Annotated in this window: 19 protein-coding genes and 1 tRNA gene; 2 read left to right on the top strand and 18 right to left on the bottom strand. The window is 50.9% G+C overall.

The window, feature by feature from the left end:
• Window positions 1–121 precede the first annotated feature (121 nt).
• From eno to M2108_RS09100, 6 genes are all read right to left on the bottom strand, one after another.
• Window positions 122–1,408: a phosphopyruvate hydratase gene (gene eno / locus M2108_RS09125; RefSeq protein ID WP_090718595.1), complete on the bottom strand. Its 1,287-nt coding sequence runs from the start codon at window positions 1,406–1,408 to the stop codon at window positions 122–124.
• Window positions 1,409–1,467: 59 nt separating this feature from the next.
• Window positions 1,468–3,012 carry a 2,3-bisphosphoglycerate-independent phosphoglycerate mutase gene (gene gpmI, locus M2108_RS09120; RefSeq protein ID WP_277468792.1) on the bottom strand — a complete coding sequence of 515 codons (1,545 nt, stop codon included), beginning with the start codon at window positions 3,010–3,012 and terminating at the stop codon, window positions 1,468–1,470.
• Between the two features lie 2 nt (window positions 3,013–3,014).
• Window positions 3,015–3,770: a triose-phosphate isomerase gene (tpiA, locus tag M2108_RS09115; protein ID WP_277468791.1), complete on the bottom strand. Its 756-nt coding sequence runs from the start codon at window positions 3,768–3,770 to the stop codon at window positions 3,015–3,017.
• Window positions 3,771–3,798: 28 nt separating this feature from the next.
• Window positions 3,799–4,980: a phosphoglycerate kinase gene (locus tag M2108_RS09110; protein ID WP_277468790.1), complete on the bottom strand. Its 1,182-nt coding sequence runs from the start codon at window positions 4,978–4,980 to the stop codon at window positions 3,799–3,801.
• A 91-nt stretch (window positions 4,981–5,071) separates the two neighbouring features.
• The gene (gene gap, locus M2108_RS09105; protein WP_277468789.1) at window positions 5,072–6,082 is read right to left on the bottom strand and encodes a type I glyceraldehyde-3-phosphate dehydrogenase; all 1,011 of its coding nucleotides are present in this window, start codon (window positions 6,080–6,082) and stop codon (window positions 5,072–5,074) included.
• 116 nt (window positions 6,083–6,198) lie between these two features.
• Complete coding sequence (locus tag M2108_RS09100; protein ID WP_221797100.1) at window positions 6,199–7,251, bottom strand: sugar-binding transcriptional regulator; 1,053 nt, start codon at window positions 7,249–7,251, stop codon at window positions 6,199–6,201.
• A 343-nt stretch (window positions 7,252–7,594) separates the two neighbouring features.
• Here M2108_RS09100 and M2108_RS09095 point away from each other — a divergent pair.
• Both M2108_RS09095 and clpP read left to right on the top strand, forming a co-directional pair.
• A tRNA-Arg gene (locus M2108_RS09095) sits at window positions 7,595–7,669 on the top strand.
• 195 nt (window positions 7,670–7,864) lie between these two features.
• Complete coding sequence (clpP, locus tag M2108_RS09090) at window positions 7,865–8,461, top strand: ATP-dependent Clp endopeptidase proteolytic subunit ClpP (RefSeq protein ID WP_068721693.1); 597 nt, start codon at window positions 7,865–7,867, stop codon at window positions 8,459–8,461.
• A gap of 95 nt (window positions 8,462–8,556) precedes the next feature.
• Here the strand turns inward: clpP and M2108_RS09085 are convergent, their stop codons facing one another.
• The 12 genes from M2108_RS09085 to trxB form a co-directional block, all read right to left on the bottom strand.
• A complete protein-coding gene (locus M2108_RS09085; protein WP_277468788.1) occupies window positions 8,557–9,195 on the bottom strand; it encodes a GDSL-type esterase/lipase family protein in 639 nt (212 codons plus the stop codon).
• Between the two features lie 90 nt (window positions 9,196–9,285).
• Window positions 9,286–10,386: a PdaC/SigV domain-containing protein gene (locus M2108_RS09080; protein ID WP_277468787.1), complete on the bottom strand. Its 1,101-nt coding sequence runs from the start codon at window positions 10,384–10,386 to the stop codon at window positions 9,286–9,288.
• A 277-nt stretch (window positions 10,387–10,663) separates the two neighbouring features.
• Window positions 10,664–11,422, bottom strand: a complete 759-nt coding sequence (locus M2108_RS09075; protein WP_277468786.1) for an SIMPL domain-containing protein — start codon at window positions 11,420–11,422, stop codon at window positions 10,664–10,666.
• A 163-nt stretch (window positions 11,423–11,585) separates the two neighbouring features.
• A complete protein-coding gene (locus tag M2108_RS09070; RefSeq protein ID WP_019914358.1) occupies window positions 11,586–11,855 on the bottom strand; it encodes an HPr family phosphocarrier protein in 270 nt (89 codons plus the stop codon).
• 97 nt (window positions 11,856–11,952) lie between these two features.
• Window positions 11,953–12,882, bottom strand: a complete 930-nt coding sequence (gene whiA, locus M2108_RS09065) for a DNA-binding protein WhiA (protein ID WP_068721687.1) — start codon at window positions 12,880–12,882, stop codon at window positions 11,953–11,955.
• 34 nt (window positions 12,883–12,916) lie between these two features.
• The gene (locus M2108_RS09060) at window positions 12,917–13,852 is read right to left on the bottom strand and encodes a gluconeogenesis factor YvcK family protein (RefSeq protein ID WP_277468996.1); all 936 of its coding nucleotides are present in this window, start codon (window positions 13,850–13,852) and stop codon (window positions 12,917–12,919) included.
• 56 nt (window positions 13,853–13,908) lie between these two features.
• Window positions 13,909–14,808: an RNase adapter RapZ gene (gene rapZ, locus M2108_RS09055; protein ID WP_068721683.1), complete on the bottom strand. Its 900-nt coding sequence runs from the start codon at window positions 14,806–14,808 to the stop codon at window positions 13,909–13,911.
• Window positions 14,809–14,854: 46 nt separating this feature from the next.
• Complete coding sequence (locus M2108_RS09050; RefSeq protein ID WP_277468785.1) at window positions 14,855–15,805, bottom strand: ROK family glucokinase; 951 nt, start codon at window positions 15,803–15,805, stop codon at window positions 14,855–14,857.
• A gap of 441 nt (window positions 15,806–16,246) precedes the next feature.
• Window positions 16,247–17,512 carry a DUF438 domain-containing protein gene (locus M2108_RS09045; RefSeq protein WP_277468784.1) on the bottom strand — a complete coding sequence of 422 codons (1,266 nt, stop codon included), beginning with the start codon at window positions 17,510–17,512 and terminating at the stop codon, window positions 16,247–16,249.
• A 30-nt stretch (window positions 17,513–17,542) separates the two neighbouring features.
• Entirely contained in the window at window positions 17,543–17,770 is a 228-nt protein-coding gene (locus M2108_RS09040) for a DUF1858 domain-containing protein (RefSeq protein ID WP_277468783.1), read from the bottom strand.
• Window positions 17,771–17,880: 110 nt separating this feature from the next.
• The gene (locus M2108_RS09035) at window positions 17,881–18,006 is read right to left on the bottom strand and encodes a hypothetical protein (RefSeq protein WP_277506154.1); all 126 of its coding nucleotides are present in this window, start codon (window positions 18,004–18,006) and stop codon (window positions 17,881–17,883) included.
• A gap of 18 nt (window positions 18,007–18,024) precedes the next feature.
• Entirely contained in the window at window positions 18,025–18,981 is a 957-nt protein-coding gene (trxB, locus tag M2108_RS09030) for a thioredoxin-disulfide reductase (protein ID WP_277468781.1), read from the bottom strand.
• Window positions 18,982–19,054 lie beyond the last annotated feature (73 nt).

Below are 19,054 nucleotides of genomic sequence, written 5' to 3'. Positions count from 1 at the left end.
ATTCATAAACAGCATTTTTATTTTATCATAGCGTTAAAGCGAATACAACCTTCTACCAGCTAACAACTCATAAAAAAGCCTGCCGGAAGCCGGCAGGCTCTTAAAGCTATATCAAAAGAAATTATCTTTTGAGGTTGTAGAAGGATTTCAGGCCGTTGTATTGAGCCAGTTCACCCAGTTCGTCTTCGATGCGAAGCAATTGGTTGTACTTGGCAACGCGGTCAGTACGGGAAGGAGCACCTGTTTTGATCTGGCCAGCATTGGTAGCAACAGCGATGTCAGCGATTGTGCTGTCTTCGGACTCACCGGAACGGTGGGAGATAACAGCAGTGTAGCCTGCACGTTTAGCCATTTCGATCGCATCGAAGGTTTCAGTCAGTGTACCAATCTGGTTAACCTTAACCAGGATGGAGTTACCGATACCTTTTTCGATACCTGTAGCAAGACGCTCAGTGTTCGTAACGAACAGGTCATCACCAACCAATTGAACTTTGTCGCCCAATTTTTCAGTGAGCAGTTTCCAGCCATCCCAATCGTCTTCGGACATACCGTCTTCGATTGTGATGATTGGGTACTTCTCAACCCAGGAAGCCAGCAGGTCAACATACTCAGCGGAAGTGTAGGATTTGCCTTCGCCAGCAAGTGTGTACTTACCGTCTTTGTAGAACTCAGTGGAAGCAACGTCCATACCAAGGAATACGTCAACGCCTGGTTTGTAACCGGCTTTTTCGATCGCTTCGATGATTGTAGTGATTGCTTCTTCGTTGGAACCAAGGTTAGGAGCGAAGCCGCCTTCGTCACCTACAGCTGTGTTCAGGCCTTTGGACTGCAGTACGGATTTCAGGTTGTGGAAGATTTCAGCACCTGTACGCAGAGCTTCCTTGAAGCTTGGAGCGCCTACTGGCAGAACCATGAACTCTTGAACGTCGATGTTGTTGTCAGCATGCTCACCACCGTTGATGATGTTCATCATTGGTACTGGCAGTGCTTTGGCGTTGAATCCGCCCAGGTATACGTACAAAGGAATATCCAGAGCTGCTGCAGCTGCACGAGCTACTGCCATGGATACAGCCAGGATTGCGTTAGCGCCCAGCTTGCCTTTGTTAGGAGTTCCGTCCAGAGTGATCATCAGCTTGTCGATGCCCACTTGGTCAAGAGCGTCCATACCGATTACTTCTGGAGCGATAATTTCGTTTACGTTCTCAACAGCTTTCAGAACGCCTTTGCCCAGGTAACGGGATTTGTCTCCGTCACGAAGCTCTACAGCTTCATGAGCGCCAGTGGAAGCGCCGGAAGGAACGATAGCGCGGCCTTTAGCGCCGGATTCCAGGTAAACGTCAACCTCTACAGTAGGATTACCGCGGGAGTCAAGGACTTCGCGTGCATATACATCAGAAATAATAGTCATGTAAGTTAATCTCCTTTAACAATGGTTTTGGTTATTGCAAAGTGTTCTGTAAGCCCTGCTTATTTGCGGCTGGCAATCATGGATTGTCCGGTCATTTCCGCAGGCTGCGGAAGTCCCATCAGATCCAGAATTGTCGGTGCTACATCGGCAAGGATACCGGATTCGCGCAGAACAACATTCTCAGTGGTTACAATGAACGGAACCGGGTTGGTAGTGTGAGCGGTGAACGGACGTCCCTGCTCGTCAAATACCATATCGGCATTACCGTGGTCGGCAATGATGATCGCAACGCCGCCCTTGGCAACAACTGCATCTACGACTTTACCCACACATTCATCCGTTACTTCAACTGCCTTGATCGTAGGCTCCAGCATGCCGGAGTGTCCTACCATATCAGGGTTCGCAAAGTTCAAGATAATGGCATCCTGTCTGTCCGCTTCGATTTCTGCTACGCAGGCCGCCGCCACTTCGTATGCGCTCATCTCAGGCTTGAGATCATAGGTTGCCACTTTTGGCGAGTTAATCAGGATGCGGGTTTCGCCTGGAAGCTCTTCATCGCGTCCGCCGCTGAAGAAGAAGGTTACGTGCGGGTACTTTTCAGTTTCCGCAATACGCAGCTGCTTCTTGTTGTTCTGTACAAGCACTTCACCCAGGGTATTGTCCAGGTTCTTCGGCGAGTAGGCTACATAACCCTGTACCGTTTCACTGAACGTAGTCAGGCACACGAAGTGCAGATCCTGCGGGAACAAAGGACCACGGTCGAACCCGCGGAAATCGGAGTTCGTGAATACCTGCGACAGCTGGATCGCACGGTCAGGACGGAAGTTCAGGAATACGACGGAATCGCCGCTTTCCACTACCCCTACCGGCTGGTCGTTGCTGTCCACGATTACACTAGGCTCTACGAATTCATCATACACGGAATTCTGGTAGGATGCAGTGATGGCCTGCAGCGCATCGGTATATTTAGGGCCTTCGCCATATACCATTGCCTGGTAAGCCTTCTCTACACGCTCCCAGCGCTTGTCACGGTCCATCGCGTAGTAACGTCCGGATACCGTAGCAATTGTACCTACGCCAACTTCTTCGATCTTCGCGATCAGATCCTGAACGAACTTTTGTCCGCTGTCAGGCGCAACGTCGCGTCCGTCCATGAAAGCATGGATATACACTTCGTGCATATCTTCTTTCTTGGCCAGATCGAGCATGGCGAACAGGTGATTGATGTGACTGTGCACGCCGCCGTCGGATACGAGCGCATACAGGTGGAGCTTTTTGCCGGTGGACTTGGCGCTTCTTACAGCTGCAACCAGCGTTTCGTTCTCAAAGAACTCACCGTCACGAATCGACTTGTCAATACGGGTAAGATCCTGGTATACGATCCGGCCTGCGCCGATGTTAAGGTGTCCTACTTCCGAGTTGCCCATTTGTCCTTCAGGCAGACCTACAGCTTCGCCGCAAGCGGTAAGCGTAGTGTTCGGATATTGCTTCAGGTAACGGTCATAATTGGGTTTATTGGCTTGGGCAACCGCGTTGCCTTCATCCGTATTCCGCAATCCGAATCCGTCCATGATAATTAATGCTACAGGTCTTGGAGATGACATCCTTACAATGCCCCCTCAACGAGTGAAACGAAGGAAGCAGGCTGCAGGCTGGCACCGCCGACGAGAGCGCCGTCGATGTCGCTTTGACTCATATACTCCGTTACATTCTCAGGCTTCACGCTGCCGCCGTATTGGATACGGACAGCTTCAGCTGTTGCTTCATCGTACAGGTCTTTTACAAGGGTACGGATGTAAGCAATAACTTCGTTAGCGTCTTGGGAAGTGGAGGATTTACCAGTACCGATCGCCCAGATTGGCTCATAAGCGATAACAACCTGAGCTGCCTGCTCAGCGCTCAGACCGGCAAAAGCACCTTCAGTTTGAACCTTGCAAACTTCCTTGGTCTGATCAGCTTCGCGCTCTTCAAGCTTTTCGCCGACACATACGATTGGAGTAATGCCGTGGCGGAATGCCGCATGCATTTTTTTGTTCACAATTTCATCCGTTTCGCCGAAATAAGCGCGGCGCTCGGAGTGGCCGATGATAACGTAGTCTACGCCAAGGTCTTTCAGCATAACGCCGCTGATTTCGCCTGTGTAAGCTCCGTTGTCTTCGAAGTGCAGGTTCTGTGCACCGATTTTGATAGTTGTACCTTTAACCGCTGCTACCAGGGCAGGCAGGTTAGTAAAAGGAGCGCAAATTACAGTTTCCACGCCTTCCACTTCTGCTTGACCTTTAACTTCAGCGATGAAACCTTCAGCTTCCGGAACGGTTTTGAACATTTTCCAGTTGCCGGCGATAATAGGTGTTCTGCTCATAATCTTGTATTGCCTCCTTCTTTGCCTCTTACTTGTCGTTCAGTGCTTCTACGCCAGGAAGTGCTTTACCTTCCATGAACTCCAGGGATGCGCCGCCGCCAGTGGAGATGTGATCCATTTGGTCAGCCAGATGGAATTTTTCTGCTGCAGCTGCGGAATCACCGCCACCGATAACAGTGTAACCTTCAGTTGTTGCGCAAGCCTGCGCTACAGCCTTGGTTCCTTCTGCAAAGATATCGATTTCGAATACGCCCATAGGTCCGTTCCAAACAACCAGCTTGGAATCTTTGATGATATTAGCGTACAGTTCACGTGTTTTAGGACCGATGTCCAGACCTTCCCAGTCAGCAGGAATGTCAGTTGCATCTACAATTTTGGTGTTGGCATCTGCACCGAACTTGTCAGCGACAACTACGTCAACCGGAAGCAGGAAGTTTTTGCCCAGTTTCTTAGCCTTCTCGATGAATCCGAGCGCAACATCGATTTTATCGTTGTCTACCAGCGATTTACCGATTTCATAGCCTTGAGCTTTGGTGAATGTATAAGAAAGGCCGCCGCCGATCAGAACGTTGTCAGCCAGGTTCAAGAGGTTGTCGATAACGTCGATTTTGTCCTTAACCTTGGAACCGCCGATGATGGCAGTGAAAGGACGCTCAGGGTTCGAGAGGGCTTTGCCCAGTACGGACAATTCCTTCTCCATCAGAAGACCGGATACGGCCGGCAGGAAGTGAGCGATACCTTCAGTAGAAGCATGGGCACGGTGAGCCGCGCCGAACGCGTCATTAACGAACAGGTCAGCCAGTTCAGCGAACTGCTTAGCCAGTTCAGGATCGTTCTTCTCTTCGCCCGGATAGAAACGGACATTCTCAAGCACAAGCACGTCGCCGTCGTTCAGCTCAGCGATTTGCGCTTTAACAGCTTCGCCGATAGCTTCATCAGCTTTGGCTACCGGTTTACCGAGCAGCTCGGACAGACGCTCAGCAGCAACGGTAAGACGCATGGAATCAACGAATTGACCTTTCGGACGGCCCATATGGCTGGCCAGAATGACCTTTGCACCGTTTTCGATCAGGTATTTAATCGTTGGAAGGGTTTCGCGGATACGGGTATCATCGGTGATCTTGCCGTCTTCCACTGGAACGTTGAAATCGACGCGTACGAATACGCGTTTGCCTGCTACTTCTACATCACGGACGCTTTTTTTGTTCATGATTAGTCTTCCTCCACACCCAAATTTAGAAAGAGCGGAAACAAGGAACTTCTGTTTCCGCTCTATAGATGCTGCTTATGTTAAGCCGGTCTTACTTAGCCAGTTTTGCGAAGTGTTCCAAAGTGCGAACCAGCTGTGCAGTGTAGGACATTTCGTTGTCGTACCAAGCAACCGTTTTAACCAGTTGTTTGTCGCCAACAGTCAGGACTTTGGTTTGTGTTGCATCGTACAGGGAACCGAAAGTCATGCCCTTGATGTCGGAAGATACGATTTCATCTTCAGTGTAGCCGTAAGTTTCTGGATCGGAAGCTTCCTTCATTGCTGCGTTGATTTCTTCAACAGTTACGGATTTTTCAAGAACAGTAACCAGCTCAGTCAGGGAACCTGTAGCAACAGGCACGCGTTGTGCTGCTCCGTCAAGTTTGCCTTTCAGTTCTGGAATTACCAGACCGATTGCTTTTGCAGCACCGGTAGTGTTAGGGATGATGTTCTCAGCAGCTGCACGAGCGCGTCTGAAGTCACCTTTAGCGTGTGGAGCATCAAGAGTGTTCTGGTCGCCAGTGTAAGCGTGGATTGTAGTCATCAGGCCTTCAACCACACCGAACTTGTCGTTCAGGACTTTTGCCATTGGAGCCAGGCAGTTGGTTGTGCAAGATGCGCCGGAGATAACTGTTTCGGAACCATCAAGGATGTCATGGTTAACGTTGTAAACAACAGTTTTCATGTCGCCTGTAGCTGGAGCAGAGATAACTACTTTTTTAGCTCCGCCTTTAAGGTGCTTTTCAGCAGCTTCTTTAGTTGTGAAGAAGCCTGTGCACTCCAGAACGATGTCTACGCCGAGGTCGCCCCAAGGCAGTTCTTCCGGGTTACGGTTCGCAAGAACCTTAACTTCTTTACCGTTTACTTTGAAGAATCCGTCATGAACTTCAACGTCTCCCTGGAATTTACCTTGAGTTGTATCATATTTAAGCAAATGAGCAAGCATCTTAGCGTCAGTCAAGTCGTTGATTGCTACCACTTCGATACCTTCTACATTTTGAATACGGCGGAATGCAAGGCGTCCAATACGTCCAAAACCGTTAATACCAACTTTTACACTCATTGAATAGTTCCTCCTAGATTTCGTTTTATTTATTCAAGACAAGCCGTGAAGCTCGTCAAGACAACAATGTTAAGTATAATGCAAAATAACTGCGAAAGCTCCCCATATGCTGGAATCTATAGCACATGCTGCAACTCTGTGTCGATTTCTTTGCCGATTTCGACGGCAGCCGCCTCATCAATAACCAGAATATCCTCTTGCCCGAAGCGCAGCATTGCGTGGATTGCTTTGGCTTTGCGTTTGCCCCCTGCGATTCCGATAACGACCTCTGTACGGAGTATGTCCTCTAAACGGAGCCCGATCGTACGCATGGTATGGACAACCTCGCCGGCTTCATTAAAATAATAGCCGAACGATTCGGCAACCGCACCTTCGGCCTGAATCTCCGAGACGGTAGTCTCATCCAGCCTGCGGCGGCGGGTCATTTCCAGCGCATCACCGATCCCATGAACAATGATACGCGATCTGCGGATAATTTGTACAATCTCCCCGATATTCGAGTCATGCCCCAGCGACTGGTAGGCTTCCTCGCTGAGCAGATCCGGCACATGCAGCAGACGGTAATTCGCTCCGATCCGCTTAGCCATGGTAGAAGCAATCGTATTGGCCTGAATCTCCATGCTCTCTCCCAGCCCTCCGCGTGCAGGGACAACCCATGCATTCTTATAGGAGGCGGATAAAGGCAGGGTCAGCTGATCGGCCATCTCAGCCAGTGTAGAGCCGCCTGTCACGGCAATGGTGTCGTCACCGCGCAGTACACCGAGAAAGGCCTTGGCGCCTGCACGTCCCAGCTCACGTTTGGTGAACGGAGATGATTCACAATCCCCAGGCACGATAATAACTTTACTAAGATCATACGTTGAGCGGATCTTCTCTTCCAGATCATCCAGACCGAACAGGCTCTTGGCGATCGGCTCCAGCAGGTCAAGCGTTCTGCGACCGGCATCGCTAATGCGCATGCCGACACTCTCGATCTCAATGAGCCCTTGCGATTTCAGAAGATCCGTCTCGGCACGCAGCACACGCTCGGTCATATCCAGCGACGCGGCCAGTGTTCTGCGCCCAATAATATCGGACAGCATGATCTGATGTAGAATCGTGTAACGTCTCTTAAGGGTTTCCATGAGATCCGGCAGAAGCTGCTTTTGGATTTCCAATAAATTGCGCATGCTTTCACTCCTGCAACTTCGTCTTTCTCTATTCCCTTGTTCGTGGTCTCAAAATGTCCCGGGTTAACTTTTTAAGTCCCACACATATTCTAACCAAATATTACGCGGAGTGCAAGTCATCCGAAAGTATAATTCTCAACCGCCTTTCATCTTATACATCTGTCACAGGGTGTAAGAGACTTGAATCCCCTTGGGCACAGCCTAAACAGCCTGTGTTCCCTCTAGTGAACAAGCGGGAAATGGGAATTTTAAAAAGCATATAAAGTTATTTTAAAGGACGCCTTTAATGTTTATTTAATGTTTATTGCAATTTCTGACTTCATGTATTATAATAAATTCTGTTGCGCCCGTGGTCCAATGGATATGACGTAGGCCTCCGAAGCCTGAGATCCAAGTTCGATTCTTGGCGGGCGCGCCATTATTTTGATATTTGTACATAATTTAGCAGTAGTCCTACTGTTAATTAACCAAAGAGCCGATTGATGGCTCTTTTTTTTAAAAACTAAGTTTGACTTTCTTTGACTTTTTGTTTGATTTTGTTTATCATGTGGTTAATACGGTAACAGTAAAAAATGAACACATTCCGAAGAACCCATTCAAGGAGGTTTTACACGTGAGTTATATTCCAATGGTAGTAGAACAGAGCAACCGCGGCGAACGCGCTTATGACATCTATTCCCGCCTGCTGAAGGACCGCATTATTTTCCTTGGAACGGATGTTAATGACGTGGTAGCCAATTCCATCATCGCACAAATGCTGTTCCTGGCTGCCGAAGACCCGGACAAAGACATTCACCTGTACATCAACAGCCCGGGCGGTTCGATCACAGCCGGTATGGCTATCTTTGATACAATGCAATACATCAAACCGGATGTATCCACGATCTGTGTGGGTATGGCAGCTTCCATGGGAGCCTTCCTGCTGAACGCCGGTGCCAAGGGCAAGCGCTTCGCGCTGCCGAACAGCGAAATTATGATTCACCAGCCGCTGGGCGGTGCTCAGGGCCAGGCAACGGATATCGAAATCCGTGCCCGCCGCATCCTGAAGCTGCGCGACAAGCTGAACCGCATCCTTTCCGAGCGTACCGGCCAGCCGCTGGAACGCATTGAGAAGGATACAGACCGCGATTACTTCATGAGTGCTGCTGATGCAGCCGAGTACGGTATCGTCGATAAAGTTATTGAGAAGACACTGCCAGCCGGCGTGTAAGCTGAATAACAGCACAGAAGGCTGCCGGGACCCTTGAGTCCCGGCAGCCTTTTTTTTACATTCTTATAGATATTCCGATCCGAACCCGTATAAATTTAACCCAGCCACCTGTACCCCAGACCGTCCAGCTTGCCGGCAATAACCCGGTAGCCCCTGCTGTTAGGATGGATATGGTCAAGAAACAATAAGCCGCGCTCATTGCCGGCAAACTCATTGTAAATAGAGGCAAATCCGCAAACCCGGCTGCTGTAGCCGGCAGTATACCGGTTGAACTGCCGGACCCATTCCGTAGCTTCATCTATCTGCGGATAGGGATTGTACAGTCCGACAATCCGGATGATGTATGGCTTACTCATGCCGGCCTTAAGCTGTGACAGCGTACCCATGATATCATTGATATTCCGCTTGCAGCCGCGCAGAGCCTTCTGCAGCAGCGGTGACAGATCGCCGGGACGGCTGCCGGCAGCCTTGGCAGCTTTGATCAGGTCATTGCCGCCAATGGAGATTGTTATCAGGTCAGCCTCCTGTACGGCCAGGCGGACATTATAATCGCCCTTCAGCCGCTGCTCCAGACCGTCCGTAGTCAATCCGTTTACACCAAGGTTGGTCAGCCGGATTGGCGTTCTCAGACGGGCCTCCGCCATTCGCCGGTAGACCGGTACGAACCCGTTCCCGGGCAGTGCCCCGAAGCCTGTCGTCAGGGAGTCCCCAATAGCCGTATACTGATAGCTCATCCTTATCTTCCTCCCTCCTGTTAGCGGTACTTTCTACAGCTTATGAACAGGAGAAGCGCCCCGTAACGGCAGGAGGTGCAGACTAAGCCTTTATTTAAAAGCTGCGAATGGACTGCTCCCATCCGGCAGCAATTCCTTGAAGGTAAAGTCGAACTGCGGGAACCCCGAAGCATATGCGGTGTATTCATACAGCTGGAAGAACACGACTAGCTTGCCTTCTTTTAAATAAAAATATTTCTCTGTGTTCAGTCCGGTAAATCCGCCGAGGTAGCCGCCCTCAGCCTTAATCCGCTTAGACAGCTTGGTGTTCAGCTCTTTTTTATAATTCGGGTTGGCCTTCAGCAGATCACCGATCAGCAGGCGTTTACCGTCCTTCAGCGAGAAAGTAAAGGCATTGCGGTAGGTCATTCCGTGCGCTCCGCCTGTGTATCCGTACTGCTCTGTAACCAGACTGAGTACCCCGTCCTTATTGTACGTAACTACATATCCGCCCTGGAACTCATAAGGCCGGTCATCCTCCGACCTGTTTGCGATCTGTTTCTCGGCATCTGCCGCATAATTAAGGACAAGCTGCTTGATCGTATCATTGATCGACTTCTGTGCCGCTGCATTAGCCAGCCCGCTCACCTGCGGGTAATCCAGCTTAATCGGAGCGTTCTCTGACTCCTTGATGAAGCTCTCGGTAGTAATTGTAATGGCATTTTGCTTCTGTTTCATTACGTTCAGACGGCCGGTAGCTGCGCTCCAGTCGCCCTGAAAGCCCAAATAATCCGTCATCAGGTCAAACGGTACATACAGCCGATTATTTATATTTTTGGCTTCATAGTCGCCCAGAAAATAATTGTTTACAGAAATAGCTATGCTGTAATCCGAAACCATCAGTTTGGTCAGCGTGTTGCCTTTGCCGATGGAATAGGTCTTATCCGCTTTATCATAGGTCACGGGCATACCCAGTGTATCACGCAGGAAGCTGACGGGTACCCAGACCTTGCCCCCGCTGAAAATGCCGGTCTGCTGCGTAATGCTGCCGTTCCATTTCAGCACTACCGTTGACTGGGCCGTCTTAGCCTGTACTGCAGCCGGTGCTGCTTGAGCGGCTCCTGCTGACAGCACTCCACCTCCGAGCAGCAGGCTTGCCGCTATGATTCCCGTTCCCCATTTGCGCGCTTGTTCCTTAAGTATAATATTCATGCCGATTTCTCCTTCCGCAGGTACGATGATTGACTTGTTGTTCCCTCTGAGACCCGGAAAGCCTGGCCCCTGGTCCACTCCTCTTATTATAGAGAGTACGGCTGCCGTGATTGTTACAAATTCCCTTACAGTTTCTTAAGCATTTACAGCATATTTAAAGGGTCTTGTTACCTTTCCTTAAACAAAATGAGAGAATTTCTACCCCAAAGCGTCTGATTAGCTAAAAAAACCCCGCTACGCCATTGACGGCAGAAGCAGGGTCCCGTTATTCCATTTCCTATTTCAATTCATATACTACGCTGAGCTGGGTAGTAACCTTAACCTGGCCCGGTTCAACCGAAGTGCCTCCGGCAGTATCTGCAGCTGCCTTGCTCATTGCCGCATTTTCCATGTAGTACACAGGGTTATTGCCTACATCGTTCTGGGTAACAGTAACAACCTGGCCCAGGCTGCGTTTTGCCGCTTTGGCGATAGCTGCAGCCTTTACATCCGCATTAGCCATAGCCTTTTCGATAACCTGTGCTTCAAAAGCGGAAGGATCTTCAATCGCAAACTGTGCGCTGCCAATGTTGTTCGCGCCTGCAGCCGAAGCAGCATCGAGCAGTGCTCCAACCTTGGTCAGGTCACGGTAAGCCACCTGCAGTGTGTGCTGTGCGATGTAGCCTTTTACCTGCTGTCCGTCCTTTTCGCTGTAAGTGTAGTTAGGCTGAACGCTGAACTGGGTGCTTTGGATGTCCTTATCGGCGATTCCCCAGGTTGTTTTGAGCAGTGCCGTGACTTTGGCAATTTTGGCTGCATTGGCCTTCTGCGCTTCCTGCGCCGTTGCCGCAGATGAATTCGCTCCGATCGACAGATAGACGATATCCGGCTTGATCGACAACTCGCCCTTACCTGTTACGCTGACGATATTGCGGGTGATTTCTTCAGCGGCGTAAGCCTTTTCAGGTCCTTTGAACACACTGCTCAGCCCCATTCCTCCAACAATTAAACTTCCTGCCAGCAGTACCGCTCCAAGTGATTTGCCCCATTTCTTCATGCTTAACTTCCCCTTTCAGATCCTTTATTTGTTTGGTATCCTCTAGACGGGCCTCTTTGGTAAAAGTTGCATTCATATGCGCATCTCAAAAACATTTTTTCGTAAAAGTAAAAAAAGCCCCGTTAGGGGCTTTTTGTAACTACATCGTAAGCAAGGAGGAAACCTATTGGTTTTCCAGCTCTTCCTTGCTGACAAGACTTGTCAAAGCGGTTACAGCCTGATCCGCATCGGCGCCATCCGCGCTGATATAAATCTCCGTGCCGGAACTAATCGCCAGGCTCATAATGCCCATGATGCTTTTGGCGTTAACTTTTTTATCGTCTTTTTCCACGAAAATCTCCGACGAAAACTTGTTGGCTTCTTGCACGAACAATGCTGCCGGCCGAGCGTGGAGCCCCGTCTTCAACCGAACAACTACCGGGTGCTTTGTCATGAAACGCTTACCCCCTATTTGAGATCTGCCCAAAAATTTCACATTAATTTTATAATATTATATCATTATAACCGCATCCACACTAGAAAAAAAATAATTAGCCGCCGCGGACTTTCTCTGCCAGCTCATCAATTTTGCGTAAACGGTGGTTTACTCCCGATTTACTGACGTTCCCCTTCAGCATCTCACCGACTTCCTTCAGGTTGATGTCCGGGTGTGCCAGCCTGATTTCAGCGACCTCGCGCAGCTTATCCGGGAGGCTCTCCAGCCCCACCTCACGCTGCAGCAGCTTGATGTTCTCAATCTGCCGGACAGCCGCACTGATCGTTTTGTTCAGGTTGGCCGTTTCGCAGTTGACGATGCGGTTTACGGAGTTGCGCATGTCGCGCATAATCCGCACATCCTCAAATTTGAACAGCGCCTGGTGCGCACCGATCAGGTTCAGGAACTCGATGATCTTCTCGCCTTCCTTAATGTATAGGATAAAGCCTTTTTTGCGCTCTATGCAGCGGGCGTTCAGGTGAAATTCACCAGCCAGATCCACCAGCGCTTTGCAGTGCTCTTCATACATGGAAGCGATTTCCAAATGATAGGACGAGCCCTCGGGATTGTTTACCGACCCGCCGGCCATGAAGGCTCCGCGGAGATAAGCCCGTTTGCAGCAGTTTTTTCTGACGATTTCCTCGTCAATTCCGTCATTGAAGATGAAGCCCTCGGATACAATCCGCAGGTCCTTCAGGATCTCCTGTACCCGGCTGGGGATTCGGACAATATAGACGTTATTTTTCTTCAAACGCATTTTTTTACGCACGAGCAGCTCGATATGGACCTGGTAATATTTCTTAAGCAAAGAATATACCCGCCTTGCAATCGCGGCGTTCTCCGTCGAGATGTCCAGAACCACCTTTTTGCTTGAAAGCTGCACGGACCCGTTCATCCGGATCAGCGCAGACATCTCCGCCTTCTCGCAGCAGGGCGGGCTCTCCACCATCGTCAGCTCTTTTTTGGTAAGTGCCGCAAAAGACAAGGGGCTCACCTCTTTCATGTTCATTGAAGCTTGATTATCTGGAAATCCAATCCTTCACCAGCTGGTATATATGGTGGCTGAGCTTATCCGTATCATGCCTCAAATAGGTCTTGAACAATACCAGCTTATCAGCAATTACTTTATACCCGTTGCCGTCAAGCACATCCCGGTCAAGCAGCACGGGGCGTGCGCCCTTCTCGGCATATTTGACCTGTACCTGCTCCGGGATCTCCCCGTCGTTAACAATCACATAATCGAACAAATGCAGCCCGACATGATCATATACGGCCTGGAGATGATCGCTGACGGTATAGTTGTCCGTCTCGCCCGGCTGGGTCATTACATTGCAGACGAAGATTTTGATCGCATCCGATTCTACAACAGCCTCCGCCAGCTTAGGCACCAGCAGGTTGGGCAGGATACTGGTGTACAGGCTGCCCGGACCGCATAGGATGGCGTCAGCACCACGGATCGCCTCCAGCGCCTCCGGCAGCGGTTCCACATCTGCAGGCTCCAAAAACACCCGTTTGATCCGGCCGCCGGCCTCGGGTATTTTGGACTCACCCGTAACAATGGTACCATCAACCATCTCGGCATGCAGCACCACCGCTTCACCGGCGGCGGGCAATACACGCCCGCGGACAGCGAACAACCGGCTCAGCTCCCGCACCGCAGTCACAAAATCACCCGAGATATCGGTAAGCGCCGCGAGAATGAGATTGCCGAGACTATGCCCGGCAAGTCCTTCTCCACTGCTGAAGCGGTATCTCATAATCTGCGCCATCAGCGGCTCTACATCCGCCATGGCTGTCAGCACGTTGCGGATATCGCCGGGAGGCGGCATCTGCAGCTCACTGCGCAGAATACCGGAGCTGCCTCCGTCATCTGCCACAGTTACAATTGCTGTAATATCAAGCGGCTTCTCTTTCAAACCGCGAAGCATAACAGAAAGTCCTGTGCCGCCGCCCATAACGACGATCCGCGGACGTTTCTCTTGTTCTTCGGACACTTAGACCCCTTCTCTCGTCAATGCCGGTCACGCTCGGAATCCCGATGGCTGACCGCTACCGTCTCCGTCTCGCTGACTCCCAGCATTTTACCCAGATACTCGGATATGGCGACTGAACGGTGTTTGCCGCCGGTACAGCCAATGCCGATAATAATCTGGGACTTGCCCTCTTTGCGGTACTGGGGAATCAGGAAGTGGAGCATATCCAGCAGCTTGGTCAGAAAAGCCTGCGTTTCGGGCCATTTCATTACATAGTCATATACATCGCTGTCTTGGCCGGTCTTGGGCCGCAGTTGATCCACATAATGCGGATTCGGCAAAAAGCGGACATCAAACACGAGGTCTGCATCAATCGGAATACCATACTTGAATCCAAACGAAGTAATATTAACGGAGAGTGTGCTTTTGCCAAGATGAGAAAATCTGGAGACAATCTTCTCCTTCAGCTGGGCTGGCTTCATACTGCTTGTGTCAAGACACAAGGTAGCCGAATTCTTCAGCTCATCCAGCATCTGGCGCTCCAGGCGGATGCCGTCAAGCGGCATCCCCTTGGGGGCCAGCGGATGATGTCGGCGGCTCTCCTTATAACGCTGCACAAGCACGGAGTCCGTAGCATCGAGGAAAAGAATTTCGCAGCCGATCGTTGACTCATTTTTGATATAGGTCAGTGATTCAGAAAGCGCCGTAAAAAATTCCCGTCCCCGCAAATCAATAACGAGTGCCACTTTGGCGATCTTGCCTTTGGACTGCTCAATCAGTTCAGCAAATTTCGGTATCAGCACCGGCGGCAGATTATCCACACAGAAAAAACCAAGGTCTTCCAAACTCTGAACAGCTATTGTTTTGCCTGCGCCTGACATGCCTGTAATAATGATCAGGGTGGCGCCGGCCGTTTCGGAGTGCTCCAATTCGGTCATGAGAGCGTTCCCTCCCTAAGATTAGTATATGAATAAGTCCCGCTTATTAAGAACGCAGCAAGAGACCCGCCGCACCAATAATGCCGGCATCATTTCCAAGCTCCGCAGGAACGATGGTAACGCCCTTCTGCAGCGGCTCTGGAGCCAGCTTGGCAAACACACGGCGCACCTCATCAAACAGAATGTCGCCTGCCTTGGATACTCCCCCGCCGACGATAAAAACTTCAGGATTCAGCACGGCAGCAACTGCCGCCATGGACTTGCCCAGGTAAAATGCGGCACGGTTAACAATGCGCAGCGCGACTTCGTCGCCGGCTTTTGCAGCATCGAATACTTCCTTCGCTGCAATCTTCTCCACAGTAGAGAGCGAAGTACGGTCTCCGCGTGCTACAGCGTCGTTAGCCATACGGATAATGCCGGTGGCCGAGGATACGGTCTCCAGGCAGCCCATATTGCCGCAGCCGCATTGAATGGCTTCCAGATCAGGCACAACCGAGATATGGCCCAGCTCTCCGGCCAGACCGCCGAAGCCCTGGTATACCTTGCCGTTAATGATAATACCGCCGCCCACACCGGTTCCCAGTGTATAGCAGACACAGTTCTCAATGCCGCGGCCTGCACCGCTCCAGGCTTCACCCAGCGCAGCCACATTGGCATCATTGTCTATTTTGACAGGCTTGTTAAGGCGTCCTTCCAGGATGGAACGGATCGGCACATCTCTAAATCCTATGTTAGGCGCAAGAATGATGATTCCTTCACGAATATTCGTAAATCCGGCAAGGCCTGCTCCCACACCGGCAAGCTGTTCCCAGGAGTACGGGGATTCTTCCACAATCAGGCGCACATACTTCTCGATGTTATCGATAACGGCATCGACGCCATCTGCAGTCCCCGTAGGCCCCTCGTAAGTGTGCAGCAGGGTTCCCTCGGCATTGCAGATTCCAACCTTAATCGTGGTTCCACCTAAATCCACGCCAACGTAGATATTCTCAGACATGTAACAAGCCACCTTTTTCTATGCTAAAATAGTTAATCCTACGTACCCACTATAATAGAAGCCTCCCCTGCGGTCAAGGAAAGGCGGCACACCCGGCTATATACTCTACTCTAAAAACTAAGCTGGATAAAAAGAGGCTGGCAGAGCCAGCGTCGGGTGATTCCTTTTTCGGGCATATTAACGTTGTATGCGTTATCACTATAATCTATGACTTGTACACTATTACAGATATCCTTGCAGCTGGCTATAAACGGAAAATAGAATCAAAGGCATTTTTGCCTTTCATTTCGGCCATTTTGCCCTGCTGACCCATTTTGGTAGCATTTCCTATTAACCAACGGACCCGCACCTAAAGCGGCTTAACTTTATACTGACTACACTCTCCCAACCAGCAGAAAAAGGCACGGGCCCCGAGGCCTGCACCTTATCCAAAAACCAACTCTATTCCGACAAAATCCGTTTCTGGCCTTCCAGTGCGCGGATCGGGGCGATATTCTGGGTGAACTCCAGCGTTCCCATGTAACGTCCGGCTTCATCCCGGACTGCGAAGTAACGGATATAGATAAATTTATCCTTAATATTGATCCAGAAATCCTCGGCATCCTTGCGGCCTGCCTTGAAGTCTTCCAGCAGCTTCTCCACGACATGCACGCTTTGCGGCGGGTGGCAGTTCTGGACGGTACGGCCGATGACCGCTTTGGTCCGGGCAAATATCCGCTCCTTACCGTGGGAGAAATAACGCACAACATCATTCTCATCGATAAAGGTCAGGTCAACCGGCAGATGGTTCATGATGGTCTCCAGCTGGCGCAGCGACAGCAGGCCGGTTTCAAACCTGATAAAGCCCTGCGGGCTTTCGCCTGCCTGCTGCTCCTCAGCAGAGAAAGCTGCGCCTTCCGGTTCAGGTGAGCGTTCCGGTATCCACTCCTGCTCCGGCGCCGTCAGACAGAAGCCGATCTCGTCGCTTTCGCGGGCAATTTTGACCCACTCATCCTCAGTCAGCTTGTCGAGCGCCATCGGCAGCAGAATATTTTCTTCCTTAAAGATCATTTCGTTAACTTCCTGAATGATTTGGGCCAGCTGTTCACCGATCTCTTCCTTGTTGCCCTTGTATGAGCTCAGCTCTGCCTTGGCTGCTTTGATCATCGCCCGGATGCCATCATCCACGCCCCACATAACTTTGGTAGGCCCGTAGATGCCGTACTTCTCCAGATAAGGGAACAGCAGATTCTCCTTGCGGCTGTAGTGCTTGTCAAGATCAAGTAAAAGATTCAGATCCTCCAGCAGCTTGAAAATAATTTCGCCGCTGTCATTCTTCAGGAACTTGCCGGCATGCAGCTCCAGCCGGAAGTTAACCAGCCGCTCAATTTCGCGGTTCTCCAGCTTGAAGGTGTGCACCGGATGACCGGGCTGCTCCTCCGGCTTCGAGGAACGGTGAATCTGCTCGATCGAGCCTTTAAAGATTGCGGTATGGACCGAACAGAGCCGCTGGACCTCTTCTACCGGAATACCCTCCTCCGTCATCAGCGAATGCTCCATTGCAGAAATTTCCGCTACGGTCACATCACCAACCGCTTCAGCAAAACGGGCTTTGACCTCATCTACACTTTTGCCGGCATGCAGCTCTTTAATAATTTCCTTGAGCATCGCCTGGCGGCGGGTCTGCTCGGGTACATCCACTTCTCGGTTGTTAATTAATTCACTCATTAGACTCTCTCCTTTATATGCGGAATGCTTCTATTCAACAATCTTGAAACCATGACGGACAAAGGTCTGCCTTACGGTTTCAGGATCCATTTTTTTCAGTTTGATTCCCTTCGACAGGGTCATGAACCGGCCTGCGGTCTGCAGCATCCCCGGTTTGGCAATATCCTGAAACCCCAGCTCCACCATAATGCCGGTTACCTCGGGATGCCGGCTCACCAGCTCGAATATGGACTCATCCATCTTCAGCACTTTGTTCATGGACACCATTCCTTTAACCCACTTATTGAGAACTCTTCTCAACACCAGCTTAGCATAGGCCATAATTGCAGATTGTGATTGCAATCACTAAGTTAGAGCCGGTATGTACTTTATTTTTTAAATAAATAGACTGCCGCCTGCGCCTCCCTGCTGCGCGGGTTAAAGCCGGAGTAATCATCCGTTCCACGCACAAAAAAACCGGCATCCCGTATAAGCGGAATTACCGGCTTGATCATGTAGTGATACTTCAAACTTTACTTATCGAGGCTTTCGCTCCAGTCATGCACCATTGTGCCCTCCAGATACTTCTCGGCATCCATCGCTGCCATACATCCGGTTCCGGCTGCAGAGATTGCCTGCCGGTAACGGGTATCCTGCACGTCGCCGCAGGCGAATACACCCGGAATATTCGTCTCCGTCGTACCCGGGTTCACCACAATGTATCCATTGGCATCCGTTGTAATCTGTCCACCCAGGAAGCCTGTATTCGGCGTGTGGCCGATGGCCACAAATACGCCGTCTGCTTCAATGAGCTCTTCCTGGCCTGTCTCATTATTGCGGACGGTTAATCCTTTGACTACGCCTGTATCTCCGACTGTTACGGCCAGCGGGGTGCGGTTCAGCGCCCAGGTCACCTTGCTGTTCTCACGCGCCCGGTCCTGCATGATCTTGGAAGCGCGCAGCTCCTCACGGCGGTGAACCAGCGTTACGTTAGAGGCGAACCGGGTCAGGAAGCTGGCCTCCTCCATGGCGGAGTCTCCGCCTCCGACAACGACAATCTTTTTGCCGCGGAAAAAGAATCCGTCACAGGTGGCGCATGTGCTTACCCCGCGCCCCACATTCTCCTGCTCGCCCGGAATTCCCAGATACCGCGCGGAAGCGCCGGTTGAAATGATGACCGATTCCGCCTCAAGCACGCCCAGCCCATCCACCTTCACTTTGAACGGACGCTGTGAGAAATCGACCGATTCCACCCAGCCGTTCTTGAACTGTGCACCGAAGCGCTCAGCCTGCTTGCGCATATTCTCCATCAGATCAGGGCCGAGAATTCCCTCTGGAAAGCCAGGAAAGTTCTCCACTTCTGTCGTCGTTGTCAGTTGTCCGCCCGGCTGCAAGCCTTCAATTACGAGCGGGCTGAGATTGGCGCGGGCCAAATAAATAGCGGCAGTCAGCCCTGCCGGGCCTGTTCCGATTACAATCGTTTTGTACATCACTATGGCCTCCTTACGAGTAGGTAATGATTTATAAGAAGAAACAGCGGCGGGGCTTCAGAAGAAGCCCTCT

Source organism: Paenibacillus sp. PastM-3 (assembly GCF_029893965.1).
Taxonomy (GTDB): Bacteria; Bacillota; Bacilli; order Paenibacillales; family Paenibacillaceae; genus Paenibacillus_AQ.
This window is presented reverse-complemented; position numbering and strand designations above follow the sequence as displayed.

Excerpts from the sequence above, each read along its gene's own strand:
- M2108_RS09110 (WP_277468790.1), bottom strand. The coding sequence starts at position 4,980 with ATGAACAAAAAAAGCGTCCGTGATGTAGAAGTAGCAGGCAAACGCGTA.
- M2108_RS09085 (WP_277468788.1), bottom strand. The coding sequence starts at position 9,195 with ATGAGCTATCAGTATACGGCTATTGGGGACTCCCTGACGACAGGCTTC.
- M2108_RS09070 (WP_019914358.1), bottom strand. The coding sequence starts at position 11,855 with ATGACAAAGCACCCGGTAGTTGTTCGGTTGAAGACGGGGCTCCACGCT.
- M2108_RS09040 (WP_277468783.1), bottom strand. The coding sequence starts at position 17,770 with ATGAACAAAGTGCTGAAGATGGATGAGTCCATATTCGAGCTGGTGAGC.
- M2108_RS09100 (WP_221797100.1), bottom strand. The coding sequence starts at position 7,251 with ATGCGCAATTTATTGGAAATCCAAAAGCAGCTTCTGCCGGATCTCATG.
- gap (WP_277468789.1), bottom strand. The coding sequence starts at position 6,082 with ATGAGTGTAAAAGTTGGTATTAACGGTTTTGGACGTATTGGACGCCTT.
- M2108_RS09080 (WP_277468787.1), bottom strand. The coding sequence starts at position 10,386 with ATGAATATTATACTTAAGGAACAAGCGCGCAAATGGGGAACGGGAATC.
- M2108_RS09050 (WP_277468785.1), bottom strand. The coding sequence starts at position 15,805 with ATGTCTGAGAATATCTACGTTGGCGTGGATTTAGGTGGAACCACGATT.
- trxB (WP_277468781.1), bottom strand. The coding sequence starts at position 18,981 with ATGTACAAAACGATTGTAATCGGAACAGGCCCGGCAGGGCTGACTGCC.
- M2108_RS09075 (WP_277468786.1), bottom strand. The coding sequence starts at position 11,422 with ATGAAGAAATGGGGCAAATCACTTGGAGCGGTACTGCTGGCAGGAAGT.
- M2108_RS09045 (WP_277468784.1), bottom strand. The coding sequence starts at position 17,512 with ATGAGTGAATTAATTAACAACCGAGAAGTGGATGTACCCGAGCAGACC.
- M2108_RS09035 (WP_277506154.1), bottom strand. The coding sequence starts at position 18,006 with ATGATCAAGCCGGTAATTCCGCTTATACGGGATGCCGGTTTTTTTGTG.
- M2108_RS09060 (WP_277468996.1), bottom strand. The coding sequence starts at position 13,852 with ATGGGCGGCGGCACAGGACTTTCTGTTATGCTTCGCGGTTTGAAAGAG.
- eno (WP_090718595.1), bottom strand. The coding sequence starts at position 1,408 with ATGACTATTATTTCTGATGTATATGCACGCGAAGTCCTTGACTCCCGC.
- rapZ (WP_068721683.1), bottom strand. The coding sequence starts at position 14,808 with ATGACCGAATTGGAGCACTCCGAAACGGCCGGCGCCACCCTGATCATT.
- gpmI (WP_277468792.1), bottom strand. The coding sequence starts at position 3,012 with ATGTCATCTCCAAGACCTGTAGCATTAATTATCATGGACGGATTCGGA.
- tpiA (WP_277468791.1), bottom strand. The coding sequence starts at position 3,770 with ATGAGCAGAACACCTATTATCGCCGGCAACTGGAAAATGTTCAAAACC.